A 25853-nucleotide genomic window follows, 5' to 3' on the forward strand; every position below is an offset into this window, starting at 1 on the left:
GCCCTTTTGTGGCCTGGTGGCAGCAGGCAAGCTAGCAAAACAAGCAATTAAAATCGTCCGCAGTGATCGTCGGTGCAAGCCGGAGGGGCTGTGGCAACAACAGTTAGCGGAGGGTATGGCCAAGAAGGACGGGGTCATTGAGATCGAGGGCGTTGTGACCGAGGCGCTGCCTAACGCGATGTTTCGCGTTGAGCTCACCAACAAGCACATCGTTCTGGCACACATCTCTGGAAAGATGCGCCAGCACTACATCAGGATTCTCCCTGAGGACCGGGTAGTGGTGGAGCTGAGCCCGTACGACCTGACACGTGGTCGTATCGTCTACCGCTACAAGTAAACACTGGCCGGCCAGGGCATTAGCCAAAGGCCGGTCCAGCTGACCAACTGCAACACGCAAAGGAACGCCATGAAGGTCAAGCCGAGCGTCAAGCAGATCTGCGAAAAGTGCAAAGTGATCCGCCGTAATGGCCGGGTCATGGTGATCTGCGAGAACCCGCGCCACAAGCAGCGCCAGGGCTAATTTCCTTCACCGGAAACCCTGGGTTGCTAACCCACGCAAGTAAATAAAAAGGCAGCACAAGCTGATCTGGGACACTGAGCAATAACGAGTCCGGACAGCTAACCCCCGGTCGGAGGCTGGGGCCGTACGGACTGTACGGGTGTACTGCCTACGACCTCCGGTTTATTCAAGGAGCACTGCCACTATGGCTCGTCTCGCTGGCGTAGACATTCCCCGCGAAAAGCGGTTGGAAATTGCGCTTACTTACATCTACGGCGTGGGCAAGACCCGTGCACACGAAACCCTGGCTGCCACCGGCATCAGCGCGGACGTTCGGGTCAAGGACCTGTCCGACGCCGAGCTCGTCCAGCTGCGTGATTACATTGAAGGCAACTACAAGGTTGAGGGTGACCTTCGCCGCGAAGTAGCAGCAGATATCCGCCGCAAGGTTGAAATCGGCAGCTACGAAGGTATTCGCCACCGTAAGGGCCTGCCAGTGCGCGGACAGCGTACGAAGACGAACGCGCGCACCCGCAAGGGCCCGAAGCGCACCGTCGCAGGCAAGAAGAAGACCCGCTAAATCCCTCGGGATTAGCTCGTCTTCCCCCCGATAACTTTCTGTAGGAGAAATAATGCCCCCGAAGACTCGTGGCGCGGTTCGCAAGCCGCGTAAGAAGGACAAGAAGAATATCGCGCTGGGCCAGGCGCACATCAAGAGCACCTTTAACAACACCATCGTTTCCATCACGGATCCGAACGGTGCTGTCATCTCCTGGGCTTCGTCCGGTGAGGTTGGCTTCAAGGGCTCACGTAAGTCCACCCCGTTCGCAGCCCAGATGGCCGCCGAAGCCGCCGCAAAGCGCGCTCAGGAGCACGGCATGCGCAAGGTTGACGTATTCGTCAAGGGACCGGGATCCGGACGCGAGACCGCAATCCGTTCACTGCAGGCCGCTGGCCTCGAGGTTGGATCCATCCAGGATGTAACCCCCAGCGCGCACAACGGCTGCCGCCCGCCGAAGCGCCGCCGCGTCTAAGTCTTAGCCGGAGCTTGCCCGGACCCTCGCCGGTCCGGGCAAGCCCAGCCGCGTTAAGTCTTCAGACCGATCTTTCCACCACCTGTGTTGCGTCATATAGCGGATGCTCGCCGAAAGGAAACCTAAGTGCTCATTGCACAGCGCCCCACCCTCTCCGAAGAGGTCGTCTCCGATAACCGCTCCCGTTTCATCATTGAACCGCTGGAGCCGGGCTTCGGTTACACCCTCGGAAACTCCCTCCGCCGTACCCTGCTCTCCTCCATCCCCGGTGCCTCTGTAACGAGCATCCGGATCGATGGCGTGCTGCACGAGTTCACCACGGTTCCGGGTGTCAAGGAAGATGTCACCGAGATCATCCTGAACATCAAGAACCTGTCGGTCTCCTCCGAGCACGACGAGCCGGTTGTTGCTTACCTGCGCAAGCAGGGCCCGGGAGTCGTCACCGCCGCGGACATCGCTCCTCCGGCCGGCGTCGAATTCCACAACCCGGATCTGCACATTGCCACGCTGAACTCGAAGGGCAAGTTCGAACTCGAACTGACCATCGAGCGCGGCCGCGGCTACGTTTCGGCAGCTCAGAACAAGTCCGGCGACTCCGAGATCGGCCGCATCCCGGTCGACTCGATCTACTCGCCGGTCCTGAAGGTTACTTTCCGCGTGGAAGCTACCCGTGTTGAGCAGCGCACTGACTTCGACAAGCTGATTGTCGACGTTGAGACCAAGCAGGCCATCGCCCCGCGCGATGCGGTTGCTTCGGCCGGTACCACCCTGGTGGAACTGTTCGGTCTGGCCCGCGAGCTGAACACCGCAGCTGAAGGTATCGAGATTGGCCCGTCGCCGACGGATGCTGCCCTGGCAGCAGACATGGCTCTGCCGATCGAGGATCTGGACCTCACCGTCCGTTCCTACAACTGCCTCAAGCGTGAGGGCATCCACACCGTGGGTGAACTCGTTGCCCGCTCCGAGGCTGACCTGATGGACATCCGTAACTTCGGTGCGAAGTCCATTGATGAGGTCAAGGCGAAGCTCGTTGAACTGGGTCTGTCCCTCAAGGACTCCCCTCCCGGTTTCGACCTCGCAGCCCGCGCCGCAGCCATCGAAGAGGACGACGCCGCTTTCAGCGACGACGAGCTCTAAAACAGATCTTGGCCAGCAGGCTGGACGCACCGCAGCGTGCGCAGCCCGCCGGCTTCCATATGAGGAGAAACTATAATGCCTACCCCCGCTAAGGGTCCGCGCCTCGGAGGCGGAGCGGCTCACGAGCGTCTTATGCTCGCGAACCTGTCCGCCGCACTGTTCGAGCACAAGCGGATCACCACCACGGTGACCAAGGCCAAGCGCCTGAAGCCGTACGCCGAGCGCCTGGTGACTTTCGCCAAGCGCGGTGACCTCGCTTCCCGCCGTCGTGTACTCGGCCTGATCAGCAACAAGGGCATCGTCCACGAGCTGTTCACCGACATTGCACAGGCAGTGGAGAACCGCGACGGCGGCTACACCCGTATCACCAAGATCGGCAACCGCAAGGGCGACAACGCTCCCATGGCTGTCATCGAACTGGTTCTCGAGCCGGTTTCCGCCAAGCAGGCCGTGGTAGCCGAGGCTACTTCCGCTGCGAAGCGCGATGCCGACAAGAAGGACGCTGACAAGGCTGAAGCCGCTCCGGTCGCCGAGACTGAAGCTGCCGAGACCGAAGAGGCTCCCGAAGCTGAGGTCGCCGAGACCGAAGAGGCTCCGGCCGCCGAGGAAGCTGCTGCAGAGTCCGAGAAGGACGCGAAGTAATTCGCTAGAACCTTCTTATAGACTTAAGTCTATGAACGAGCTCAAACCCGCTGCCCCCGTTATGGGGGGCGGCGGGTTTTTGCGTATCCGGCTGGATCTTTCGTACGACGGCGGCCCGTTCAGCGGCTGGGCCCTGCAGCCCGGCCGCCGTACCGTGCAGGGCGTCCTGGAAGAGGCCCTCGCCCTGCTGATCCGCCGGCCGGTCCGCGTCACCGTCGCCGGTCGCACCGACGCCGGCGTGCACGCGCGCGGACAGGTGGTGCACGTGGACCTGAGTGAAGCGGAATGGCAGGGGCTGAACCGCGGGGCCGAACTCGACCCTGCTGCGGCCCTGCTCCGGCGGCTGCGCGGCGCGCTGAGCCGCGGGCTGGGCGAGCTCAGCGGCGCGATCGAAGTGCACCGGGTTGCCCTGGCGCCGGAAGGCTTCGATGCCCGGTTCTCCGCGCTGTGGCGGCGCTACAGCTACCGGATCGCGGACGGGGCGGCCCTGTGGGATCCGCTCGGCCGGTACTCGACGCTCTGGCACAAGGAGCAGCTGGACACCGCGTTGCTGAACGAAGGCGCCTCCCAGCTGCTGGGGCTGCAGGACTTCCGTTCCTACTGCAAGCCCCGCGAAGGCGCCACGACCATCCGGGAACTGCAGCGTTTCGAGTTCACCCGGGGCGCTGACGGCGTCATCGTCGCCACGGTCCAGGCTGACGCCTTCTGCCACAACATGGTCCGTTCGCTCGTGGGATCGGCGCTCTACGTCGGAGCCGGCGTCGAGCAGCCCGGGTGGCTCTACGAGCGGCTGATCGCCCGCCAGCGGGATGCCCGGTCCGTCCTTGCCGCCCCGCACCCGCTGGTCCTTGAAGAGGTGGCGTACCCCTCCGCTAGCGGGCTGCTGGCACGGGCCGAGCTGACGCGCGCCCTTCGCAAATAGCCCGCGGCCGAGTTTCCCCGTCTTTGACGGCACCAAAGCCGGCAAGGACGGCGGGTCGGCGCAACACGCCGGGCCACGGCGCCGAAGTTGGGGAGTTCCGACCGGCGACTGACCCGAGGCACTAGAAAGCGGCAGGGTGGCCGTCTGCCGGCAGGTCCACGGTAAAGGTGCTCCCGCAGCCGGGGAGGGTGCTGCAGGTGATGGAGCCACCGTGGCCCTCCACGATCGCCTTGGTGATGGGCAAGCCCAGCCCGGCCCCGGGGATTGCGCCGTCCCGTACGGCCGGACTCCGGAAGAAGCGGGTGAAGACCCTTTCGGCGTCGGCAGCGGTCATGCCGATGCCGCTGTCCTCCACCTGCAGCAGCACACGGCCGTCGTCGGCCCAGGCCGAGACAGTCACCGCGCCGCCATCCGGCGAGTATTTGATGGCATTGGAGACCAGGTTGTCCAGCGCCTGGCTGATCCGCAGCGGGTCCACATTCGCCCACAGCGGCGCCGGCACGTGCATCGCCAGGGACACCCGCGAGGACTGGGCATGCGCCTGGGCCGAGCCGAGGCTCGCCTCCACCAGGCCGGCCAGGTCGGTTTTCCTTGGGTGGACCTGAACCGCTGAGCTGGCGGACATCAGCAGGTCGGAGACGAGCGCCAGCAGCCGCTCGGCGTTGCGCTGCGCCACCTCGATCCGGCGCAGCACCGGCAGGGGCAGTTCATCGCCCAGGACCAGGTCCAGGTTGCCGATGATCGACGTCAGCGGTGTCCGGAACTCGTGCGAGACGGTCGCGACCACGTCTTCCTTGGCAGCGAGGGCATTGACCAGCCCGGTGACCTCGTTGTACACGACGACGGCGCCGCCGAAGCCGCCGTCGTCGTTTTTCAGCGGCCTCGCCCCGGTGGACACAACCCGGCTGCCCGGCGCTTCCCCGAAACAGACAAGGTGGTCCGCGAAGGACTCGCCCTCCAGCGCCCGGCGGAGCGGGCGCCGGGCAGGCGGGAGCAGCGTGGTCTGGTCCCGCCCGGTTAGCAGCAGTTGGTCTTCCCAGCCCGGATCCGCGGGCCCGGCAGGCCCGGGAATCGCCGCGGCCGCCTCGAGCCGTGCCTGCCAGCTGTTGGTGAGCAGTCGGCGGCCGTTCGCGCCGATCGCGACGATGCCGACGTCGACCGTGTCCAGGATGGTATTCAGCAGCCGTTCACGCTCCCGGCTTTCCGCGAGGAGGGCCTGCAACTCCGCCTCCTTGGCTTCGACCTTGCGCTGCTGGCGCCACAGCTGCGCCCTGGCGAACTGCATGGCCAGGGCGACTGCCAGGGTCATCAGTGCCAGGAGCACGACGGTGGCGCCGCGCCCCGGGCTGTCCCCGGCGCCGGCGGCAAAATACCAGGGCAGACCTGCCAGCAGCGGCCCCAGGAAGCTGACGGCCGCGATGACGGCGGGGGAGAGCTGCGAGGCGGCGATCCAGACGACGGGAAGCACTGACAGCACTCCGAGGCCCGGTAGTTCCTCGGCGGCCGCCACCCGGCTGAGTCCGATCGCGGCGAGGTCCAGGACCGGAATCGCCAGGGGCGCCAGCGGCCCGAACCGTTGCCACGGCACGAGGAGGCAGGCCAGGAGAAGTGCGGCATGAAGGGCGAGGGAGATCTGGCCCCAGCCGTTGGCCAAGTGGAGGCTCCAAGCGGCCGGCGCGGCCGTCAGGCCGGCGCCGAACAACAGGGTGAGTGGTAGCTGGCTGAGCAGCACACGGGCGCGCGGGTGCAGGGCGCCCAGGCGGCGGTCCACGCCCGCGCCACGAAACAGCCGCTGTTCACCCAATGACAAGCGCCCCTTCCTCGCAACTGGAGTTTACATTGCTGTCACACCTACTTGACACTAAACATATTATTGTTGCCCGTGTTACTGCGCCGGAGACCGAAATTGGGGCCCTTGGTAGGTATGGTGGCAGGACATGTGTAGGCCGTGTCCCTTGGGCACGGCGTGGGCATCGGGGCATGAGGCCCGGATTTACAGCGGCGGCGTATGCACGGTCATCGCCGGCCGGCAGAGCAGCATCGGATGTGAGGGTGGCATGACTGACCTTGGGGTGGCCGTCGTTGTTGAGGACGATGCGGATGTGCGCAACCTCGTGGAGGCAGTGCTCCGGCAGGCCGGCTATGAGGTGCATTCAGCGGCCGGGGGCCGGGAGGGCGTCGAGGTTGTCCGGCGCCGGGAGGCCAGCGTCGTAACACTGGACGTGGGTCTTCCCGACATTGACGGCTATGAGGTGCTGCGCCGGATCCGCCAGTTCAGTGACGCCTACATCGTCATGCTGACCGCACGGACGGACGAGCTCGACACGCTGACTGCGCTCCACACCGGCGCCGACGATTTCCTGACCAAACCGTTCCGGCCCCGAGAGCTACGGGCCCGGGTGGCCGCGATGATGCGCCGGCCCCGGCATGACGGCCAGGGCGCGTTGACTGCGGCGTCGGCACGGCCGGCCGGCGACGCTGCCGTGCCGGACAATGTTTTGCGCCACAACGGGCTGGCACTGAATCCCGACATGCGCTCGGTGACGGTCGAGGGCGAACCGCTCGCCCTGACCCGCAGTGAGTTCGACCTCCTGCATGCGCTCCTCCGCGGCGCCGGCGCGGTGAAGTCCAAGACCGAGCTGGTCCGTGTGGTGCGGGGAGAGTATTACCGCGCCGACGCCTACATCAGCGAGTCCGATGAACGGGCCGTTGAGGTCCACATCGGCAACCTGCGCCGGAAGCTCCGGGAGGATTCGGTGCAACCGCGCTGGCTTCAGACGGTGCGCGGAGTGGGCTACCGGCTGGCGCCTGAGCGCTCCCAGTACGCTGAACGTTCCTAGCGCTCCCAGAGGATGTAGCTGAACTGCAGCTCGTCCACGGTTTCGCTGCCGCGGGCGGCGACATCGTCCAGCAGGGAAGCGGCCCTTCCGAGGTCCCCGCCCCGGATCGATTCCTCGAGTTCGCCGGCGAGTTCGGCCAGGCGCAGGCCGCCGACCATCGACGAGGACGTCTTGAGGCTCAGCACGGCGTCCAGCGCGGCTGCCTGGTCTCGGCGTTCCAGGGCCCCGGCCAGCGAGTCATAGCGCTGGTCCCACATCTCTGCGTAGTCCCGGGCGAAGCCCTTGGCGACGGCGGCGCTGTTCAGCTGCTCGCCCAGGTCCTGGAGGGCCGCGGGGTCCACGAGCGGGGCCGCGCCGGAGGACGGCGCCGTCAGTCCGGCCCCGCCTGCGGGGGCATCGGCGGCGAGCAAGGACCCCGCGTTTGCGTCGTCGGGGCAGGCAGCTAAGAGAGACATGGCTCTACGGTACTAGCTGTCCGGACCGGCGCCGGAGGCGGCGGAGTATCCTGCGGAAACCTTGCGGCTATCCTTGTCCGGCACTTTTATGGGCCAACTAGCGGCGTCCGTGCAGGCCGTTCGCCGCAAACTTATGGGCCGATTAGTGTCCACTGAAGGTCTCTATGGCATTGATCACGGCGGGCCCCAGGATGGCGATAAAGAGCACCGGAAAGATGAAGAACAGCAGGGGGAACAGGATGGTGACCGGCAGCTTCATGGCCTTCTCCTCGGCTCGCTGGCGCCGCTTGACGCGCATCACCTTGGCCTGGATTCGGAGCACGCGGCTGATGGCAATGCCGTAGGTGTCGGCCTGCACCACGGCCTGGACAAAGCTGCGCAGCTCGGGGATGTTGGTTCGTGCCGCCAGCGCCTGGTACGACTCGCGCCGGCTGCGTCCCACCTGCATATCCTGCAGGGTTCGGACCAGTTCCTCGGCGAGCGGTCCCTTGCCGTTTTCACCGGCCCGCGCCATGGCCCCCTCGAATCCCAATCCGGCCTCGACCGAGATCAGCATCTGGTCCAGCGTGTTGGCCAGTTCCAGCTGCATGATCTTCTGGCGTTCCTGGCCCTTGCTGTAGAGCAGCAGGTCCGGGATGAAGTAGCCCAGGAGCATCACGAACAAGCCCACCAGCTTCAGGAGCGGGGCCGGCGTGCCGGCGAGCCAGAGACCCAGGAGGGCGCCCAGCAGTCCCAGCAGCGGTTTGGCGGCCAGAACCCGACCCAGCGGGAGCGAGGCGGGACGTCCGGCCAAGGACAGCAGCCGGTCGAGTTTCCGGACATAGGCGGGAGGCGTCAGGCGGTGGCCGATCCGCTCGAGCAGGGCCGTCTCCTTGGGCCCGGCGGACTCGGCGGGTCCGGTGCCCAGGGAAAGCATCTCCCGGATGGCGCGTTGGGATTTCCGGTCGACGGAGAGGACGGACCACGTCAGGTACGCCGAGGGGAGGCTGACCAGCAGGAGGGAGCACAGGATCAGGGGGTTCATCCGGGCCTCAGAACTTCAGGTCGATGATCTTGCGCATCCACAGACCACCGATCGTCATCAGGATCACGGAGGCCGCCATCATGGCCCAGCCCAGCGGGTTGGTGAACATCACGTTCATGTAGCCGGGGTTGACCAGCATCAGCATGACCACGATGCCGATGGGCATGGCCATCAGGATGTAGGCGGAGAACTTGCCTTCGGCCGCGAGGGACTTGATGTGGCCCTTGATCTCGCTGCGCTCGCGGATGGTCTCGTTCACCTGGTCCAGCACTTCGGCGAGGTTGCCGCCCACCTCGCGGTTGATCTGGATGGCCTGGGCGATCCAGACGAAGTCCTCGTTGCGCATCCGTTCGGCGGTGTCGCTGAGCGAGGCCAGCAGGTCGCGGCCGAGGGACGTTTCGGTGATGACGCGGCGCATTTCCTCCGCGGTGGGGCTCTGCGATTCGCTCCCGGCGGCGTCGATGGCGCGCAGGATGCTGTGCCCGGCCCGCAGGCCGCCGGAAAGCAGTTGCAGGGTGTCGCCCAGCTGGTCGTCGAACTTGGCACGACGCTTTCCGGCCAGGACCGTGAGGGCCAGGTGACCGGCCACCGGGGCGAGCAGGACCAGCAGAAGGGCAAGCAGGACGCCGCCGACGACGAAGCCGGCCAGGGCCCCCACAAAGGCGCCGACCGCCAGCAGCACGTAGAAGTCGCCCTGGCCCATGCGCAGTCCCGCTTGTTCCAAAGCCTCCCGGTTGAAGAGCCGGACCTTCCGTTGTGCGAAGAAGCCGTCCGCCAGGTTGACCGCGGATCCCGCGAACCGGCTGAGCGAGGAGTCCGGTGCGGCCTGGACCGGCCGCCGTCGGTCAAGTGGAACGCGGGCGGTCCCCGGCAAGAGGACCGCGACGGCGAGCAGGAGGAGGGCGGTGGCCAGGAAGGCGGCGCCGATAGTCAGTGTCATGGCCGGCTCACGCCTTGCCGGCCGGTGCCAGCGGCGCCGCGAAGACGTTGGGGGAAACGTAGATGCCCATGTCCTCGAAGCGGTCGATGAATCGGGGCCGGATCCCGGTGGCCACCGGTTTGCCGAGGAACCTCCCGTGGGCGTCCACCCCGGCCGAGTAGTCGAAGATGAAGGCATCCTGGAGGGTGACAATGTCCCCCTCCATGCCCTGCACCTCGGTCACGTGGGTGATCCGGCGGGTTCCGTCCCGCAGACGGGAGATCTGCACGATCAAGTTCACCGCCGAAGCAATCTGTTCCCGGATGGCGCGCAGCGGAAGATCCATTCCGGCCATCAGCACCAGGGTCTCGAGCCGGGCAACGGCGTCGCGCGGCGAGTTCGAGTGGACGGTCGAGAGGGAGCCGTCGTGGCCGGTGTTCATGGCCTGGAGCATGTCGAGGGACTCGCCGCCGCGGACCTCGCCCACCACGATCCGGTCCGGCCGCATGCGCAGGGAGTTGCGCAGCAGGTCGCGGATGGTGACCTCGCCCTTGCCTTCGGTGTTCGGCGGCCGGCTTTCAAGCCGCACCACGTGCTCCTGCTGGATCTGGAGTTCCACCGCGTCTTCGATGGTGACAATGCGCTCGTCGTGCGGCAGGAAGGAGGAGAGGACGTTCAGCAGGGTGGTTTTGCCGGTGCCGGTGCCGCCGGAGACGATGATGTTTAGCTTGGCCCGGACACAGGCGTTCAGCAGTTCGGCCATTTCCGGTGTCAGCGTGCCGAAATCGATCAGGTTGCGCACGGTGAGCGGGACCTTGCTGAACTTTCGGATGGTCAGCGAGGAGCCGCCGACTGCCAGCGGGGGGATGACGGCGTTGACGCGGGAGCCGTCCTCGAGCCGGGCGTCCACGAGCGGGGATGACTCGTCGATCCGGCGGCCCACCTTGGAGACGATGCGTTCGATCACCTTGCGCAGGTGGTCCTCCGAGCTGAAGCGCGACTCGGTCAGGGTGAGCTGGCCTTTTCGTTCCACGTAGATCTGGTCCATCCGGTTGACCATGATCTCGGTAACCGCGGGGTCATCCAGCAGCCGCTGGAGCGGACCGTACCCCAGCACGTCGTCCGCGACGTCGCGGACCAGCCGGGTGCGCTCCTCGGTGGACAGCGGCACCTGTTCGGCGTCGATGATGCGGGTCAATTCGTCGCGCGCGGTGGCACGCAGCTCTTCTTCCTTGACCGCCGAATCGTTGAAGCGGGTGCCCATCCGCTCAAACAGGGCGGTGGCTGCCCGCTCTTTGAGCGCGGCAAAGGCATCCACCGGTTGCTGCCCCTTGGCGCGGGCCGTGTCGGGGTGTTCTGCGAACGACGGCGCGGCCGCCGCGGCGAGGCGCGACGGCTCGGAGCGCGCTGCTTCGAGGTGGGGGGAGAGCCGGGGTGGCCGGGCCGACGGGGCGGTCGCCGTCGTTAGCGGGGCCGACGACGGCGGTGCCGGCTGCGTTTGGGGGCCGGCTTCCGCTGCGGAGAGACGTTCGGAGAGTTTCACTTAGACCACCACCCGTCGGTGCAGTTTCTTCTGCGCTGTGGCCCGCCAGGCCGGATCAAAGCGCGTCACCAGCTGCCGCAGGCCCTTCACTGCGGGATCCTTGCGGCCGTCCTGCAGGACCGGGATCCCGCGGTTGGTGGAGTACGCCACCGCCTGGGAGCGCGGAATGCTCACGTCCACTGGCGCGCCGATAGTGGCCTCGACGTCCTGGACGCTGAGCCCGGATTTGGAGTCCGCCATGTTCAGGACCACATGGCGGGTTTCCGGAAGCAGGTCGAGCCGGCGGAGGATTTCCAGCCCCGAACGGAGGCCGCGGATGCTGGGCACGTCCATGGCGCTGACCCAGACGACGTCGGTGCACTGTTCCATGGCGGCCAGGCCCACCTCGGGCAGGCCGGGGGCGGTGTCCACGACGACGTACTGGAACTGCTCCGCGAGTTGTTCGATCAGCCGGCTGACCTGCTGGGGCGTGATGTCGTCCGCTTCCACCGGGGTCCGGGGCGCGCAGAGGGCGTAGATGCTGCTGGGGTGCACGGTGAGGAACGCCTTGAGGACCAGCGAGTCCTGGCTGGCCGACGCCGAGACGGCGTCGGTGACGGTGTGTTCCGGATTCAGGTACAGGCCGGAGGCCACGTCGCCGAACTGCAGGTCCAGGTCCACGATGACGACGCCCATCGGTGCAACCTGGCCCAGACCGATGGCGATGTTCGTGGCAATGGTCGTCTTGCCGACTCCTCCCTTTGGGGAGAAGACTCCGATCACCAGGCCTTTGGGATTGTTATCCGGCTGCTGGACGGCCGTGGCCCGGGTCCGGCTGGCGTAGGACTGGCAGGCCCGCTCCAGGAGCACCCGGATCTGGGCCGGGTCAGATGCGGGGCTGAGGATGTCGCGGATCCCGGCACGCATCGCCAGCAGCACAAACTCCGGTTCGGGCTCGCCCACCAGGATCACGCTTAACTCTGGCAGCTGCACGTCGAACACCGTGGCGAGCCGCAGGGCGTCCTCAATCGGAACGTCGGGTCCGAGGATCAGCACCTCGGGACGCTCCTGGTTGAGGTTGGCGAAAAGTTCACCGGGATTGGCGGGATTGATGAAGGCAAAGGTCTGGACGCCGCCGGGCAACCCGCCCGCGACCGCCTGGCGGACGCGCGCATCGAAGTCGGCGTTGGGAGTGATGAGGACGAAGCGGCTCACTTGTAGACCTCCGGTCGGGTAATAATTCCGGGGCGGCCGCTGTCCTTTGCGTCGAGCGGTTCCCGGCTCAGCCAGATGCTCGCCACGTCCGTAAAGTTCGAGGCGTAGACAATCTTCGTGGCGGCCACGTCGTTGACGGCAACGGTCACAATCATCGAGCCGACGGGGAGCGAGGTGTCCTCGGCGGGAGCGGCGGAGCCGCTCGCCGAGGGCTGCGGAGTGGGGGTGGTAACGGGTGCGCGCTGCACCGCCGTCACGAGGGCCTTGTGGACGGTCAGTTGCGTGGTTTGCTGGTCAGGCTTTCCCTCGATGCCGCCCTCCTTGAGGTTGATGAAGATGCCCACATGGTCCCCGGCCGTGATGCGACCGCCGACGACGCGCTGGGGTTCAAGCTGGAAAGACACCTCCTGCAGCCCCTTTGGAACTTCCACGGATCCGCTCGTCTTCAGCTCCTCCGGCTCGACCAGCCGCTCGGCGACGAGCTGCTCACCCGGCAACAGGTCGACGGCGGTGACCTTGCCGGCCAAGCCGTCAAGATTCTTCAGCGCAGTCTTGGACACGGCTTTGCCGGGGAGTTCCTGGGCGGTGACGAAGGCTGTTAGCTGCGCTACCGGGGTGCCGGCGGGGATGGCCGTTTGCACCACCATGACGCTGACGGGGTTGAGGTTCTGGACTGCACGGGTATCGGCGCCCTGTGCATAGCTGACGACGAGGACGGCGCCGACGATGGCCAGCACGACTGCGGCCAGTCCTGCCAATAGGCGTGACTTCATTACTAGGGGGCTCCAATGGTGAGGCGGACGACTGACGCGCCGTAATCGGCTGTACTTCCGAGTTCGAGGGCTTGTGACAGGGACACGAACTTCACGAAGTATCCGCGGATGGACTTGTTGGCCAGCCCGCTGGAATTCCAGGTGTCACTCGAAAAGCGGTAGCCGGTGACGTGAAAGGCTGCGAAACCCTTGATGTAGTACTTGCCGCCTGACCCGGTGCCCGTGGCCACGGCGTAGAGCGGTAGGAGAACGGTCTGATCGTTCAAAGCGCTGATGTCCCCGGGCGTACAGACCGAGGGTCTGGAGGCGCCGGTGTCGCTGCTGAACCAGATGCCCGGATCATTCGAGGCGCCGGCGCTGATCACAACGCTGCACGCAGAATCGGCCGCATTGGGGTCCGTGATCCATCCAAAACCTCCGGGGATCCCTGCGCATCCGCCCGCACTCATATTGAGGACCTGCACGAAGGAGGGGTCGGGGGAGAATTTGCACTCGGCGATGGCCAAAGGGACGATGACGGTGCCCTTGGACGGCGTCCCCCACTGAACATTCGAAGTTGTCGCGACCTCAGAGTTCGAAAAGCCCAGTGCGCGGGCAAAAAGGTCGGGTACGGAGTTGAGGGCGCCCCCACTGTCCTTGGCGCTCGTGGTGACCGTGGCTTTGCGGTTCGCCTTATCCAAGACGATGGTCTTGACATTGCTCTGACCGTCAACGGCGTTCGCATTGGCAAGCGTCCTGGCGAGAATCACTGGCGAAGTCATGGTGTCCGAGCAGTCCACATCATTCGGATTCTTGGCACATTTCTGGCCCAGCATGAGGGCCACCGCATCGGCCCCGTTCTGCAATTGGCCACGCTCGGAATAGAGTCGAGCAACGTCGATGGAGATGGCCGCGAACCCAAGTAGAACCAGCATAAGGAGGGCGACCATGACAGCGATCCCGCCACGTTCCGTGTCGCCCGAAACTGCTATCCGCCGCATTGCATCGTACCTACGCCCTTCATCGCAAATGGTCCGGCAATTCCGGTCATAGTGGACAGGGTGTAGTTGATTGTCACGGTAACTTGGACATTCGCGGCGCAGGCCGTTGGCGCGGGCGTCGAGGCGGGTGTCGTCTGATATGTCAAGACAATCTTGTCGTTTGTCAGACTCGGCTGTAGGACGCTCGCGGCGCTCACAGCAGCGGCTTTGGCGGTCGTCGCGGCTGCTGGCGCCGCGTAGTTGACGGCCATCACTCTTGCGCCTTCACGGGCAGCGTTGGAGAGCGAAATCTGCACGTTGTAGGCGCGGCCGAACTCCATGATCCCCAGCAGCATCATGACCAGGACCGGGGCCAGCAGGGCGAACTCCACCGCGACGGCGCCCCGTTCGCTTGTCTTGGACATGGGGGACCGCCTTCCTGGCTGGGTACATCCGGAGATGGCAGTGTGGCGGCGGCTAAAGCCGCCGCCACACGTATCGCGCTATGCGCGGTGAATGCGTTCTATTTCGGCGTGCACTTGGCGGCGGTTCCTGCAGCCCCGTCGACGCCGGCCACGGCGGGAGAGAAGCTGCCGTTGCTGACCGAGCACTGCACCTGGGTGAAGGTGTCCTTCAAGGTGCCTCCGAGCAGCGTAACGGCGACGATGATGACAACGGCGATGAGGGAGACCATGATGCCGTATTCGACGGCGGTCGCGCCGCGCTGGTCGCGGCGAAGGCGGGTTGCGATGTTGGAGAGGTAGGAACGCATTGGTGACTCCTGAGCGAGTTGGGCGGCTGGCCCTGCACCAGCACTGAGAGGAACTTAGCAAGCGCCGACACGCCGTCAATCGGAGTTTGGAACATCCTGTGCCAAGACTTCCCAAACTGCCCTATTCCTGTACTTTCCCTGCGCGGATCCTGCGCTGGGGGCTGCGGAACTGGCCGTAGGCCCTGGGAGTGGGCCCCGGGCACAAAGGAGGACCCCCTTGGCTCTGGGTACCAAGGGGGTCCGGTCTATGGGCGGCCCTGACGCGGGCCGCGTGGCTATTTGTTGGCAAAAACCTCCATGATGCTCATAACCGTGGGGCCCAGCACCACGATGAACAACGTGGGGAGGATCGAGAAGATCAACGGAAAGAGCATCTTGACGGGCATCTTCATGGCGTGTTCCTCCGCCCGCTGGCGGCGCTTCACGCGCATGTCCTTCGCCTGGGCGTTCAATACCTGCGCGATGGCGATGCCGTAAGCGTCCGCTTGGACCACGGCCCGGACAAAGGACCGCAGGTCCGGCACATCCACGCGCTGGGACATGGCCAGGTACGCGTCCTTTCGGGACCGGCCGACCTGGATATCCTGCAGGGTCCTGATCAGTTCCTCGGCGAGCGGCCCTTTGCCGTTTTGGCCAGCCCGGGCCATGGCGGTTTCGAAGCCGAGCCCGGCCTGGACCGAGATGAGCATCTGGTCCAGCGCGTCAGGCAGCTCCAGTTTGATTGCTTCGCGGCGCTTCTGGGCGTGGTTCCGGAGCAGAATGTCCGGGACGAAGTAAGCCAGCGCGGTCATGCCCACCATCAGGAGGACCGTGGTCGCCGCGGGGCTCCCGGCAACCATGAAGATTCCCGTCATGGCTCCCGCGAGGGCCAGCAGGGGCTTGACCATAAGGACGCGTCCCAGGGGCCAGTCCTTGGGCCGGCCGGCACCGGCGAGCTGCTTGTCCAGCCACGCCGTGTAGCCCTTCGGCGTGACCTTCCGGCTTAGTGCCGCGAATTGGCCGGTGGCCGAGAGCGCGGATCCGTTGCTCTGCGGACCCCGCCCGAGGTTGGCTTGCACGTTGCGAAGGCCGGCCCGGTCTCCGGTGAAGGCAAGCCAGGTCATGATCGAGAGCGGTGCGACGACCCCCAGGATCGCTGCGTAGGCAATTGTTTGCACGGTTCTCTCCCTTCTCAGAACTTCGGCTTGACGAGTCGGCTGAGCCAGAAGCCGCCCACAGTCAGCAGGACTATGGCAGCGACGATCATCAGGAACCCCGGAAAAGTGGTCAGGAAGACCTTGGAGTACAGAGGGTTGAAGAGTGTCAGCCCGATGAACATCACCACCGGGAGTGACATCAGGACTATGGCGGACATCCGGCCCTCCGCGCTGAGGGCCCTGACCTGGCCCCGGATCTGGTTGCGGTCCCGGATGGTCTCGCCCACGTGGTCCAGGACCTGGGCGAGGTCGCCGCCGACTTCGCGGTGGATATCGATGGCCCTGGTGATCGAGGCAAAGTCCTCGTTGTCGGTCCGCCTGGCGACCTCCGCGAGGGATTCGCCAAGGTCCCTTCCGATGCGTGTCTCGTTCACCACCCGATTGAGCTCCTCCTTCATTGGCGCCTCGTTCTCCTCCGCGGCGGCGTCCACCGAGCGGAGCAGGCTGTGGCCGGCCCGGAGGCCGCCCGCGAGCATCTGCAGTGCGTCCGGCACCTGCTCGTCGAACTTCTTGCGCCGCCGCGAGACCAGGACGTTGAGAAACAAGAGCAGGACCACTGGTGTCAGCAGCGTCAACAAAACGGCCAGGACCGGTCCGCCGAGGAGGAAGCCAAGGACCGCGGCCACGAAAGTGAAGGCACAGCCCATCAGCACGTAGTCGCCGGGTTGTTTCTTCAGACCGGCGTTCTCGAGTTTCGTGCGGCTGAGCAGTCCCGAGTCACGGCTCCGCAGGCCCCTGTTGAGGGTGTGCACGGCTTGATCGGTGAGCCTGCTGAGGTTTGACGAGTGGACGGCCGCCTCGTCGGGCCGGCGCCGGGACAGCGGCACCGCGTTTGACTTGAAGAGGACGGCAACAATCGTCGCCAAGGCTGCGTACGCCAGGACGAGGCCGGCTACAAAGACAAGGGGAGACATATCCTGCACTGTTACCGCCCCCTAGCAGGCGCTGCGCCAAAGACCGCCGGCGAAATCGGGATTCCCAATTCGGCGAAGCGATCAGTGAAGCGCGGACGAACACCGGTAGGCATGGGCTTGCCGAGGAACCGGCCGCCGGCGTCGATACCGGCGGAGTAGTCGAACACGAAGGCATCCTGGAGCGTGACGACGTCGCCTTCCATGCCCTGGACCTCCGTAATGTGCGTGACCCGCCGCGAACCGTCACGGAGCCGGGAAATATGCACGATCAGGTTCACCGCCGAAGCCACTTGCTCGCGGACGGCCCGCAGCGGCAGATCCATGCCGGCCATCAGCACCAAGGTTTCCAGCCGGGCGATCGCGTCCCGGGGGGAGTTCGCATGCACGGTGGAAATGGAGCCGTCGTGGCCGGTGTTCATGGCCTGCAGCATGTCGAGGCACTCGCCGCCGCGGACTTCACCGACCACAATCCGGTCCGGCCGCATACGCAGCGAGTTGCGGACCAGGTCGCGGATGGAAATTTCGCCCTTTCCCTCGATGTTCCGCGGGCGGCTCTCCAACCGGACCACATGGTCCTGCTGCAACTGGAGTTCCACCGCGTCCTCGATCGTGACGATCCTGTCCGAGCTCGGAATGAACGAGGAGAGCACGTTCAGCAGGGTCGTCTTGCCGGTGCCGGTGCCGCCCGAAACAATGATGTTCAATCTGGCCAGCACGCAGGCCTGCAACAGCTCCGCCATTTCCGGTGAAAGACTGCCCATCGAAATGAGGTCATGCACGGTCAGTGGATCCCGGCCGAACTTCCGGATGGTCAGGGCCGGTCCATTGACGGCCAGCGGCGGGATGATGGCGTTGACGCGGGAACCGTCCGACAACCGGGCATCCACGAGCGGCGATGACTCGTCAATCCGGCGTCCCACGTTGGAGACAATCCTTTCGATGACCCGCCGCAGGGCGTCGTCGGAGGTGAACTTCGAGTCCGTCAGCTGGAGTTGCCCCTGGCGTTCCACGTAGATCTGGTCGAAACGGTTGACCATGACCTCTGTCACCGTGGGATCATCCAGGTACCGCTGGATGGGGCCATGGCCGAGAACGTCGTCGATGATCTCCCGGATCAGGCGCTGGCGTTCGACCGCGGTGAGGGGGATCTGCTCCTCGTCTACGACGGCCTTCAACTCGTCCTTGACCGACTGGTGAAGTTCCGTCTCATCGATAGAGGAATCGGTGATGCGGGATCCGAGCCGTTCGAAGAGCGCCTGGCTGGCGCGTTCCTTGAGCGCGTTCAGCGCCTCGCTGGCCACGGACGCGGTCTGCTGCAGCTCGGTGAATCCGGGGTGCGATTCTGCTGCCGTCTTCGCTTCCAGGATCCGCCCCAGCGTCGCCGGTGGCGTATGAGAGGCGAAGACGTCGACGGCGGCCGGCTTTTCCTCGGGCGCGGCGGGCGGAAGTCCGCCGCGTAGTTGCTGGAATCGGTCGGTGAGGCTCACTGGACTACCGCCCTTCTGTGCAGTTGCTTGTGCGGTCTGGCTTCCCAATCCGGCTTAAAACGGTCAGCCAGCTGGCGGAGCCCCTTGAGGGCAGCGTCCCGGCCGCCGTCCTGAAGGACGGGAACGCCTTTGTTGGTGGAGAAGGGAAGGGTCCGGGAACGCGGCAGCACGACGTCCACGGGGGCCCCGATGGTGGCTTCGACGTCCTTGAGCGATAGTCCCGCCCGGCGGTCGGCCATGTTGAGGACGATGTGGCGTTGGGCCGGTACCAGGTTCAGTTCTTCGAGGATCTGGAACCCGGTCCGCATACCGCGGATGCTCGGAACGTCCATGCCGCAGATCCACACGGCGTCGGTCGCCTGTTCGAGCGTGGCCAGGACGTGTTCGCCCAGTCCCGGGGCCGTGTCCACCACGATGTAGCGGAACTCCTGCCGCAACTGTTCCAACAGGTGGGAGACATGGGCCGCACTGATACGGTCCATCTCCACGGGCGTCCTGGGGGCGCAGAGCGCGTAGATGCCTGCAGGATGGACTGTGAGATACGTCTTGAGCACCATTGAGTCCTGGCTTGCGGCCCCCATTACGGCGTCCGTGATCGTGAACTCCGGTTCAAGGAGGAGTCCGCTGGCCACGTCGCCGAACTGCAGGTCAAGATCCACGATCACAACCCCCATCGGCGCGGTCTTTCCCAGCCCGACCGCGAGGTTGGTGGCGACCGTTGTCTTGCCAACGCCGCCCTTGGGGGACATCACGGCGATGACACGTCCTGAGCCGTGGTCGGCATGCTCGGTCGTCTGCGGACCGAGACCCCGACGCCGGCCCGCTGCGGCCAGGCTGGCACGCTCCAGCATGACCCGGATGGTGTCGGGGTCGGCTCCGGGATCGAGCAGGTCCCGGACGCCGGCGCGCATTGCCTGGACCACGGTTTCCGGGCTGGCATTAACGGCCAGGACCACGCTGATCTCCGGATACTGGAGGTCGACCACTGCGGCCAGCTTCAGTGAGTCGGCCACAGGCACGCCGGGACCAAGGATGAGGACCTCGGGCGGGTCGCCGACCATTTGGCGCAGGATGTCGGCGGGGCCCTCTGGCAGGTAGTCGGCTTTGAAGACGTGGAGGTCCCCATGCATTCCGCCGACAGCCAGCCGGACCAGCCGTTCGAAATCGGCGTTGGGCGTGATCAGGACGAAGCGGCTCATCGGAACAGTCCTGCCGCATCGACTGTGCCCTTGCCCGATTCGACAGCATTGCCCGGTTCCTTCGACAGGTAGACCTTGCCGAACTCCGTGGCAAACACGATCCGCTCCGCATCAGCGGAATTCCTGGCCAGGGTAATGAGGTAGCTGCCGTCACCCTGTGCCTTGGTGGAGGAGGTTGACGAGACCTGGCTGGCCCCGGACGCGGTGTCGGAGGTCCCAGTCTGCGTGGCCGCCCCATCGCTGAACTGCGCCGCGGTCACCAGGACCTTGTGGAAAGTTTGCTGCGTCCTGCTGACCTTGGCACCGGCCTTGCCGCCGGCGTCTTCCAGCGAGAGGAAAACCCCCACCGTGTCGCCGGCCTTCAAAATGCCGCCGGCGACGCGCTCGATCGGAAGCTTGAGCGTGATCTCCTGGAAGCCCGCAGGTACCTGGACCCGGGACGGGCCGAGGAAAGCACTCTCTTCCACCAGCCGGGTGGACAGCAGCTGCTCACCCGGCATGAGGGTAACGGCGGTGACCTTGGTGCCCAGTGAGGCGAGATCCGTGACGCTGCTGTCAGCCAGCGCCAGCTTGGGAACTTCCTTCTTTGTCACCATTGCCGCAATCTTGTCCGCGGCGGTTCCGGCCGGAATGGCCTTTTGCACAATGTAGATTGATTCTGTTTCCGTGCCGGCTAACGCTCGTTTATCAGCGTTCTGAACATATGAGACCAGCAATACGGTTCCGATAATTGCCACAAGTAATGCGGCGATGCCTCCCAGTAGGCGTGTTTTCATCGTAACTCCTTAGAAATTACCTATTTGATGAGTTTGATATCGACGGTTCCCAAGTCGGCGCCGCCACCAGGTCCGGTCGAGTTAATAGTTTCGAATTTCACGAATTGGCCGATGATGCACCGGTTGTTGCCGCCGCTGCAGGCCAGGGCGCTCGTCATGTTCGGGTCGCCGGCTGTGTTCCGGAATTCGTAGTTGTGGTTGTTGCCGAATTTCCAGCCCCACATCTTGAAGGTGGCGTAACCGATCACGTGGAAGTAGCCGTTCTGCCCCTGGTTGCTCGCGTCGTCGAAGACGGGAAAAGCGACTTTCACCTCTCCGCCGGCGAGGATGGTGGCGATCCAGCCGCCCAGCACGGTGTCGCAGTCGGTCGGCGGGTTGTTGCCTGGGTCGGACCCCACCCGGTTGTTTCCGGTGGCCGTCACGGCAACGCATGGTGAGTTCCGGTCGAGCCATCCCCAGCCGCCCGGGATTTGCGTTCCGGAAGGACCGGTGCAGGTTCCGCCCGGCTTGTAGGAGATCTTTTGTACCTCTCCGGTGGCCACGGCAGTGGAAAGGTTGAAGCAGCTGTTGGAGATCGCAAGCGGAAATCCGGAGCCGCTGCTCAACGGTGCCCAGGCCGCGGTGGCGCCGGCGCGGACTGTTGCGGGTGGGGCGTTCAGCGCATTGGCAAAGATTTTGGTCAGGAAGCCCGCCTCGTTGCTGCCCAGGGTGGACGTGACCACCTTGACCTGGCCGCGGGAAAGGTCCACGTTTACTGAATCGACGGCAGAGGCTCCGTCGTTGGAGTTGGGACCGGCAAGTTCGCGGGCCCAGCCCAGAGCCTGGGGAACTGTGCAGGTTCCGGCCGCGTGGCACCTCTGTGCTGCCGCCAATGCGCCTGCGTCCGCTGCATTCTGCAGTTGGGCCCGTTCGGCGTAGATTTGGCCGGCATCAACGGCCAGGGCGCCGGCTCCTATGAGCACCAGCATCATCACTGCTACAAGCACGCCGGTCGCGCCCCGCTCCCGCCCTAGGCCGCACTGGTCTTGGATCGAAGTCCTCAACCGTGGCATCGCATGGCTCCGGTTCCGTGGACGGTGACGGAACCACCGAAAATCCCGGTCAGTGAATTTGCGGTGTAACCAACGGCCACTTTGGCGTTGCCCGTGCCGCCGGCGGGGCATGCGCCCGTGAAGGTGTAGGTGAAGCCTGCCGCATTCAACCCGGGCGCACCTGAGACAGCGGCAGCCTGGGCGCGGGCCGGATCGTTGAAGATGGCCATAGTCCGGGCAGCCTCGCGGGCGGCCTGGGTCACCGAGATCTGCAAATTGTAGATGTAAGAGAATTCGATGATCCCGCCCACCAAGGCGAGGAGTATAGGTGCAACGAGGGCGAACTCGACTGCGGCCGCCCCCTGCTCGCGTCCCTCAGCCCCAAACCAGGGCGAAAAATTGCTGCGCTTCATTGGATCCCCCCAGGGATAGATGCAGTCGACGAAATAAGAACTGTGCCGCGCCCGCGATACACGGACGCGGCACAATCGGTGTTACTGAGACCTGTGGCGGAACTAGTTGCCTAGTTGGACCAAGCGCGGACGTTGTTGCCCAGCTCGGTGAACCAGGCGCTCAACTGGTTGCCGAAGACGGTTGCGCCGCCAATAACAGCGAAGGCGATGAACGCCACCAGCAGCGAGTATTCCGTCGCGGTTGCTCCCTTTTCGGATTCGAGCTTGTTCTTGACGCCGGCAACAAAAGCGAGCATTGAGACCATGAGACCAGTCATTTTGAAAGTCCTTCTCCAGAGATTTGAATAGTTTGACGGAATTCCAGCAAGTCCCCTTTGCTACCTGCTGGAGCTCCGTTGGGACAACATTTGCACGCCGATTAACGGCCCGGCAATGCATGCGACTACCCGACTTTTTGGGTGGAAAAGGAGCGTTTACTTGCCGCTCTGAGGGACGTGTACTCAGTACTTTCGGGCGCTACGGAGCCGACTACTTGTTTTGATAAGTCGGCTTACTGGTTCACCCAACAAGCGGCGCAGGGCGCTACGCGGAGAGCAGGACGGTGAGCAGGGCGGCGGCCAGCATCGAGGGCCCGAAGGCCACTTCCTTCGGCTTGTTTCCGCGGTTCTTTAGGAGGAGGACCAAGGAAACCAGGCCGCCGGCGACAAACCCCAGGGCGCCGCCATAGAACAGTTGGGTCCAGCCCAAGTGGCCTAAGTACAGGCCGAGTGGCGCAGCGAGCTTAACGTCGCCCATTCCGAGGCCTGTGGGGCTGATGAGGGCCAAGATGAAGTAGAAAAAGAAGAGAATTACCGCCCCGGCCAGGGCCCGGGCCAGCTGCCCCCAGCCTCCGAGGGCTATCGAAGGCACTGCGAGCAGCACAACGCCGGCTCCCAGGAGTGGCAGGACCAGCCGGTTAGGCAGCAAATGATGAATAACGTCAATTCGGGCCAGTTGGACGCCAATAACCGCCAAAACCATAAATGCCGGCAATTCCGGAGAGGCGCCGAACCGCCAGGCCAGGAGGGCGCAAAGCACCGCGGCGGCAACCGCCGTCGCCGTCCGCTGCGCAGGCGTGGGGCCGGGTCCCAGCTCCGGCAGGGCGCGCCTGACGAAGACGTCTGCCAGCAGCCCGAGGCACAGTCCGGCGGCGGCGACTCCCGCGAGGAACAGCAGCGATGCGGAACCTGCAACGGCGGGATCGGGCACGGGACCTCCAGGAACACGGCGTACCGGAACTGAACGGCACGCAGGGCTGCGTGCCACCGGACACCCCATTTTGACCCACGACCCCGGCTTCCGCTATTCTTGGTAGTCGTTGTGCGTGTCCTATCTCGATGATGCGTGCCCGCTTGAGAATCCGGTTGCAGGATAGCTACTCAACGTGCACATTCGAGACCACAGGATGACTGGTTACATGGAGCCCTCACCTCTGTTCCGGTAGCGCATAGATAGTAGGTGCACCTTTTGCGTGACGCCTAAAACAAGAACGCCAGAACAAGAACGAGGCAAACACCGTGCGTACGTACACCCCGAAGCCCGGCGATATCAACCGCCAGTGGCACGTCATTGACGCCACCGACGTTGTCCTTGGTCGTCTCGCCAGCCAGACCGCAATCCTGCTGCGCGGCAAGCACAAGGCCACCTTTGCGTCCCACATGGACATGGGCGACTTCGTCATCATCATCAACGCTGAAAAGGTCGCCCTCACCGGTGCCAAGCTGGAGCAGAAGCGCGCATACCGCCACTCCGGTTACCCGGGCGGCCTGACCTCCGTCAACTACGCGGAGCTGCTGGAGTCCAACCCGGTCCGCGCCGTGGAGAAGGCCATCAAGGGCATGCTCCCGAAGAACTCCCTCGCTGCACAGCAGCTGGGCAAGCTGAAGGTTTACCGCGGTGCCGAGCACCCGCACGCCGCCCAGCAGCCCAAGACTTTCGAAATCACCCAGGTCGCCCAGTAGTCCTGGCCACCAACCAACTTTTTATCAAGGAGAATCGTGGCTCAGAACGAAGAACTGACCACCGAAGCCGTTGAGGCTGAGGAAAACCTGACCAGCTACACCTCGGAGAGCGGTGCTGCTGACGCAGCGGCGCCGAAGAAGGAACGTCCGGCACTGACCGTCGCCGGCGCTGCAGTTGGCCGTCGCAAGGAAGCCGTCGCACGCGTTCGCGTCGTGCCCGGTTCGGGCAAGTGGACCATCAATGGTCGCGAGCTGGCGAACTACTTCCCGAACAAGCTGCACCAGCAGGACGTCAACGAGCCCTTCAAGATCCTTGACCTTGAAGGCGCCTACGATGTTATTGCCCGCATCCACGGTGGCGGCATCTCCGGCCAGGCCGGTGCCCTGCGCCTCGGCATCGCCCGTTCACTGAACGAGATCGACACCGAGAACAACCGCGCCACCCTGAAGAAGGCCGGCTACCTGCGCCGCGACGCTCGCATCATCGAGCGTAAGAAGGCTGGTCTCAAGAAGGCACGCAAGGCTCAGCAGTACTCCAAGCGCTAAACAGCGCCTCCCCAATCTGTGGCCGCTGGCGCGACCACAGATTGGGGCCCGCGGCGCTTTTCAGCGCTCGGATCCACAAGCGCTAAACACGCTCAACTGGAAGCCCGTCCCGCATTCTGCGGGGCGGGTTTCCGGCGTTTAACGGGTCTCCGATGGTCGGAAACCGGACCCGGGCCCGCGATCGACTAAACTTGGGCTCGATGTCTAGATTATTTGGAACAGATGGTGTCCGGGGCCTGGCGAACGGCCTACTGACCGCAGAGTTGGCGTTGCAGCTGGCGCAGGCCGCCGCCGTCGTGCTCGGCCACGACCGCAACACCAACGGCAACAGGCCGCGCGCCGTCGTCGCCCGCGATCCGCGGGCCAGCGGCGAGTTCCTCGCGGCCGCCGTGGAGGCCGGGCTCTCCAGCTCCGGCATCGACGTCTACGACGCCGGCGTGCTGCCAACGCCGGCCGCCGCGTACCTCGTCGCCGACCTCGACGCCGACTTCGGCGTGATGATCTCCGCCTCCCACAACCCGGCCCCGGACAACGGCATCAAGTTCTTTGCCCGCGGCGGCCAGAAGCTCCCCGACGACGTCGAGGACGCGATCGAGGAACAGCTGAGCAAGGAGCCGTACCGCCCGGTCGGTGGCGAAGTTGGCCGCATCCAGCGGTTCTCCGACGCGGAAGACCGCTACATCGTGCACCTCCTGGGCACCCTCCCGCACCGCCTGGACGGCCTAAAGGTGGTCCTGGACTGCGCGCACGGCGCCGCCAGCGGTTGCTCACCGCAGGTCTTCAAGACGGCCGGCGCCGAGGTGATACTGATCGGCGCCGATCCGGACGGCCTCAACATCAACGACGGGGTGGGTTCAACACACCTCGGCCCATTGAGGCAGGCGGTCCTGGACAACGGGGCTGACCTGGGCATCGCCCACGACGGCGACGCCGACCGTTGCCTGGCCGTGGACCACGAGGGCAACGAGGTGGACGGCGACGAGATCATGGCCATCCTTGCCGTGGCCCTCAAGGAATCCGGCAAGCTCAAGGACGACGTCCTGGTTGCCACCGTGATGAGCAACCTCGGACTCAAGATCGCCCTGCGCGAGGCAGGCATCAGCCTCCGTGAGACCGGCGTAGGCGACCGCTACGTGCTGGAAGGCATGCGCGAAGGTGGCTTCAACCTCGGCGGCGAGCAGTCCGGCCACGTTATTTTTGCCGACTACGCCACCACCGGCGACGGCGTCCTGACGGGCCTGCAGCTTGCCGCCCAGGTCGCGCTGACCGGCCGTCCGCTCAAGGAACTGGCCACGGTCATGACCAAGCTCCCGCAGGTGCTGATCAACGTCAAGGGCGTCGACCGCAGCCGGGTCAAGGGTGACGAGGCCGTGGCTGAAGCCGTGGCCCGGGCCGAGGCACGGCTGGGTGACACCGGACGCGTGCTGTTGCGTCCTTCCGGGACCGAACCCGTTGTCCGGGTGATGGTGGAAGCCGCGGACCAGGACACCGCCCAGGAAGTCGCCGAAGGCCTGGCCCAGGTGGTCCGGACCGAGCTTGCCCTGGCGCTCATCGCCGACTGACTCCAAGAACGCAAGA

30 protein-coding genes are annotated in these 25853 nt (G+C 65.0%); 11 read left to right on the forward strand and 19 right to left on the reverse strand.

Features of this window, described 5'->3' with window-relative positions:
- Positions 1–115: 115 nt before the first annotated feature.
- The 7 genes from infA (at position 116) to AC1DB8_RS02925 (ending at position 4234) form a co-directional block, all read left to right on the forward strand.
- On the forward strand, positions 116–337 hold the full coding sequence (gene infA / locus AC1DB8_RS02895; protein WP_009358723.1) for a translation initiation factor IF-1: 222 nt from the start codon (positions 116–118) through the stop codon (positions 335–337).
- Between the two features lie 69 nt (positions 338–406).
- Positions 407–520 carry a 50S ribosomal protein L36 gene (rpmJ, locus tag AC1DB8_RS02900; RefSeq protein ID WP_009358722.1) on the forward strand — a complete coding sequence of 38 codons (114 nt, stop codon included), beginning with the start codon at positions 407–409 and terminating at the stop codon, positions 518–520.
- Positions 521–704: 184 nt separating this feature from the next.
- A complete protein-coding gene (rpsM, locus tag AC1DB8_RS02905; protein WP_024366110.1) occupies positions 705–1079 on the forward strand; it encodes a 30S ribosomal protein S13 in 375 nt (124 codons plus the stop codon).
- A 52-nt stretch (positions 1080–1131) separates the two neighbouring features.
- A complete protein-coding gene (rpsK, locus tag AC1DB8_RS02910) occupies positions 1132–1533 on the forward strand; it encodes a 30S ribosomal protein S11 (RefSeq protein ID WP_018773682.1) in 402 nt (133 codons plus the stop codon).
- 126 nt (positions 1534–1659) lie between these two features.
- On the forward strand, positions 1660–2670 hold the full coding sequence (locus tag AC1DB8_RS02915; RefSeq protein ID WP_024366109.1) for a DNA-directed RNA polymerase subunit alpha: 1011 nt from the start codon (positions 1660–1662) through the stop codon (positions 2668–2670).
- A gap of 75 nt (positions 2671–2745) precedes the next feature.
- Positions 2746–3312 (forward strand): 50S ribosomal protein L17, encoded by a 567-nt coding sequence (rplQ, locus tag AC1DB8_RS02920; protein WP_441417043.1) that lies wholly within the window; start codon positions 2746–2748, stop codon positions 3310–3312.
- Positions 3313–3343: 31 nt separating this feature from the next.
- Entirely contained in the window at positions 3344–4234 is an 891-nt protein-coding gene (locus AC1DB8_RS02925; RefSeq protein WP_441417044.1) for a tRNA pseudouridine synthase A, read from the forward strand.
- Between the two features lie 121 nt (positions 4235–4355).
- On the opposite strand, the gene AC1DB8_RS02930 is transcribed toward AC1DB8_RS02925, so the two are convergent.
- Positions 4356–6044, reverse strand: a complete 1689-nt coding sequence (locus tag AC1DB8_RS02930; protein ID WP_476892123.1) for a sensor histidine kinase — start codon at positions 6042–6044, stop codon at positions 4356–4358.
- A gap of 247 nt (positions 6045–6291) precedes the next feature.
- Between AC1DB8_RS02930 and AC1DB8_RS02935 the strand changes: the two genes are divergently transcribed.
- Complete coding sequence (locus AC1DB8_RS02935; RefSeq protein ID WP_441417046.1) at positions 6292–7074, forward strand: response regulator transcription factor; 783 nt, start codon at positions 6292–6294, stop codon at positions 7072–7074.
- Here AC1DB8_RS02935 and AC1DB8_RS02940 read toward each other — a convergent pair.
- The 18 genes from AC1DB8_RS02940 to AC1DB8_RS03025 form a co-directional block, all read right to left on the reverse strand.
- Positions 7071–7529: an Hpt domain-containing protein gene (locus AC1DB8_RS02940; protein ID WP_441417047.1), complete on the reverse strand. Its 459-nt coding sequence runs from the start codon at positions 7527–7529 to the stop codon at positions 7071–7073. The two genes, AC1DB8_RS02935 and AC1DB8_RS02940, sit on opposite strands and share 4 nt — an antisense overlap.
- A gap of 142 nt (positions 7530–7671) precedes the next feature.
- The gene (locus AC1DB8_RS02945) at positions 7672–8553 is read right to left on the reverse strand and encodes a type II secretion system F family protein (RefSeq protein ID WP_441417048.1); all 882 of its coding nucleotides are present in this window, start codon (positions 8551–8553) and stop codon (positions 7672–7674) included.
- A gap of 7 nt (positions 8554–8560) precedes the next feature.
- Positions 8561–9493, reverse strand: a complete 933-nt coding sequence (locus AC1DB8_RS02950; protein WP_441417049.1) for a type II secretion system F family protein — start codon at positions 9491–9493, stop codon at positions 8561–8563.
- Positions 9494–9500: 7 nt separating this feature from the next.
- Positions 9501–10790: a TadA family conjugal transfer-associated ATPase gene (locus AC1DB8_RS02955; RefSeq protein ID WP_441417837.1), complete on the reverse strand. Its 1290-nt coding sequence runs from the start codon at positions 10788–10790 to the stop codon at positions 9501–9503.
- Positions 10791–11015: 225 nt separating this feature from the next.
- Complete coding sequence (locus AC1DB8_RS02960) at positions 11016–12209, reverse strand: CpaE/TadZ family protein (protein WP_441417050.1); 1194 nt, start codon at positions 12207–12209, stop codon at positions 11016–11018.
- Complete coding sequence (gene cpaB, locus AC1DB8_RS02965; protein ID WP_441417051.1) at positions 12206–12982, reverse strand: Flp pilus assembly protein CpaB; 777 nt, start codon at positions 12980–12982, stop codon at positions 12206–12208. Before cpaB (AC1DB8_RS02965) ends, AC1DB8_RS02960 begins: the two co-directional genes overlap by 4 nt.
- A 2-nt stretch (positions 12983–12984) precedes the next feature.
- The gene (locus AC1DB8_RS02970) at positions 12985–13962 is read right to left on the reverse strand and encodes a pilus assembly protein TadG-related protein (RefSeq protein WP_476892124.1); all 978 of its coding nucleotides are present in this window, start codon (positions 13960–13962) and stop codon (positions 12985–12987) included.
- Positions 13950–14366, reverse strand: a complete 417-nt coding sequence (locus tag AC1DB8_RS02975; protein ID WP_441417053.1) for a TadE/TadG family type IV pilus assembly protein — start codon at positions 14364–14366, stop codon at positions 13950–13952. Before AC1DB8_RS02975 ends, AC1DB8_RS02970 begins: the two co-directional genes overlap by 13 nt.
- A 98-nt stretch (positions 14367–14464) precedes the next feature.
- Positions 14465–14713: a Flp family type IVb pilin gene (locus AC1DB8_RS02980; protein WP_441417054.1), complete on the reverse strand. Its 249-nt coding sequence runs from the start codon at positions 14711–14713 to the stop codon at positions 14465–14467.
- A gap of 275 nt (positions 14714–14988) precedes the next feature.
- Positions 14989–15870 carry a type II secretion system F family protein gene (locus tag AC1DB8_RS02985; protein ID WP_476892125.1) on the reverse strand — a complete coding sequence of 294 codons (882 nt, stop codon included), beginning with the start codon at positions 15868–15870 and terminating at the stop codon, positions 14989–14991.
- Positions 15871–15884: 14 nt separating this feature from the next.
- Positions 15885–16823 (reverse strand): type II secretion system F family protein, encoded by a 939-nt coding sequence (locus tag AC1DB8_RS02990; RefSeq protein ID WP_441417056.1) that lies wholly within the window; start codon positions 16821–16823, stop codon positions 15885–15887.
- 11 nt (positions 16824–16834) lie between these two features.
- Positions 16835–18310, reverse strand: coding sequence for a TadA family conjugal transfer-associated ATPase (locus tag AC1DB8_RS02995; protein ID WP_441417057.1), 1476 nt, complete (start codon positions 18308–18310; stop codon positions 16835–16837).
- Positions 18307–19509 carry a CpaE/TadZ family protein gene (locus tag AC1DB8_RS03000; protein ID WP_441417058.1) on the reverse strand — a complete coding sequence of 401 codons (1203 nt, stop codon included), beginning with the start codon at positions 19507–19509 and terminating at the stop codon, positions 18307–18309. Before AC1DB8_RS03000 ends, AC1DB8_RS02995 begins: the two co-directional genes overlap by 4 nt.
- The gene (cpaB, locus tag AC1DB8_RS03005) at positions 19506–20285 is read right to left on the reverse strand and encodes a Flp pilus assembly protein CpaB (RefSeq protein ID WP_441417059.1); all 780 of its coding nucleotides are present in this window, start codon (positions 20283–20285) and stop codon (positions 19506–19508) included. The genes AC1DB8_RS03000 and cpaB (AC1DB8_RS03005) overlap by 4 nt, the downstream gene beginning before the upstream one ends.
- Positions 20286–20305: 20 nt before the next feature.
- Positions 20306–21271 (reverse strand): Tad domain-containing protein, encoded by a 966-nt coding sequence (locus tag AC1DB8_RS03010; protein ID WP_441417060.1) that lies wholly within the window; start codon positions 21269–21271, stop codon positions 20306–20308.
- A 53-nt stretch (positions 21272–21324) separates the two neighbouring features.
- The gene (locus AC1DB8_RS03015) at positions 21325–21729 is read right to left on the reverse strand and encodes a TadE/TadG family type IV pilus assembly protein (RefSeq protein WP_441417061.1); all 405 of its coding nucleotides are present in this window, start codon (positions 21727–21729) and stop codon (positions 21325–21327) included.
- Positions 21730–21839: 110 nt separating this feature from the next.
- Positions 21840–22046, reverse strand: coding sequence for a Flp family type IVb pilin (locus tag AC1DB8_RS03020; protein ID WP_441417062.1), 207 nt, complete (start codon positions 22044–22046; stop codon positions 21840–21842).
- Positions 22047–22311: 265 nt separating this feature from the next.
- Entirely contained in the window at positions 22312–22977 is a 666-nt protein-coding gene (locus AC1DB8_RS03025) for a prepilin peptidase (RefSeq protein WP_441417063.1), read from the reverse strand.
- A gap of 308 nt (positions 22978–23285) precedes the next feature.
- On the opposite strand from AC1DB8_RS03025, the gene rplM reads away from it, so the two are divergent.
- From rplM to glmM, 3 genes are all read left to right on the forward strand, one after another.
- The gene (gene rplM / locus AC1DB8_RS03030; RefSeq protein ID WP_015937805.1) at positions 23286–23729 is read left to right on the forward strand and encodes a 50S ribosomal protein L13; all 444 of its coding nucleotides are present in this window, start codon (positions 23286–23288) and stop codon (positions 23727–23729) included.
- Positions 23730–23765: 36 nt separating this feature from the next.
- Positions 23766–24275 (forward strand): 30S ribosomal protein S9, encoded by a 510-nt coding sequence (gene rpsI / locus AC1DB8_RS03035; RefSeq protein ID WP_441417064.1) that lies wholly within the window; start codon positions 23766–23768, stop codon positions 24273–24275.
- Positions 24276–24475: 200 nt separating this feature from the next.
- Entirely contained in the window at positions 24476–25837 is a 1362-nt protein-coding gene (glmM, locus tag AC1DB8_RS03040; protein WP_476892126.1) for a phosphoglucosamine mutase, read from the forward strand.
- Positions 25838–25853 lie beyond the last annotated feature (16 nt).

The sequence above is a fragment of the Arthrobacter sp. 10N410 genome (assembly GCF_056394945.1).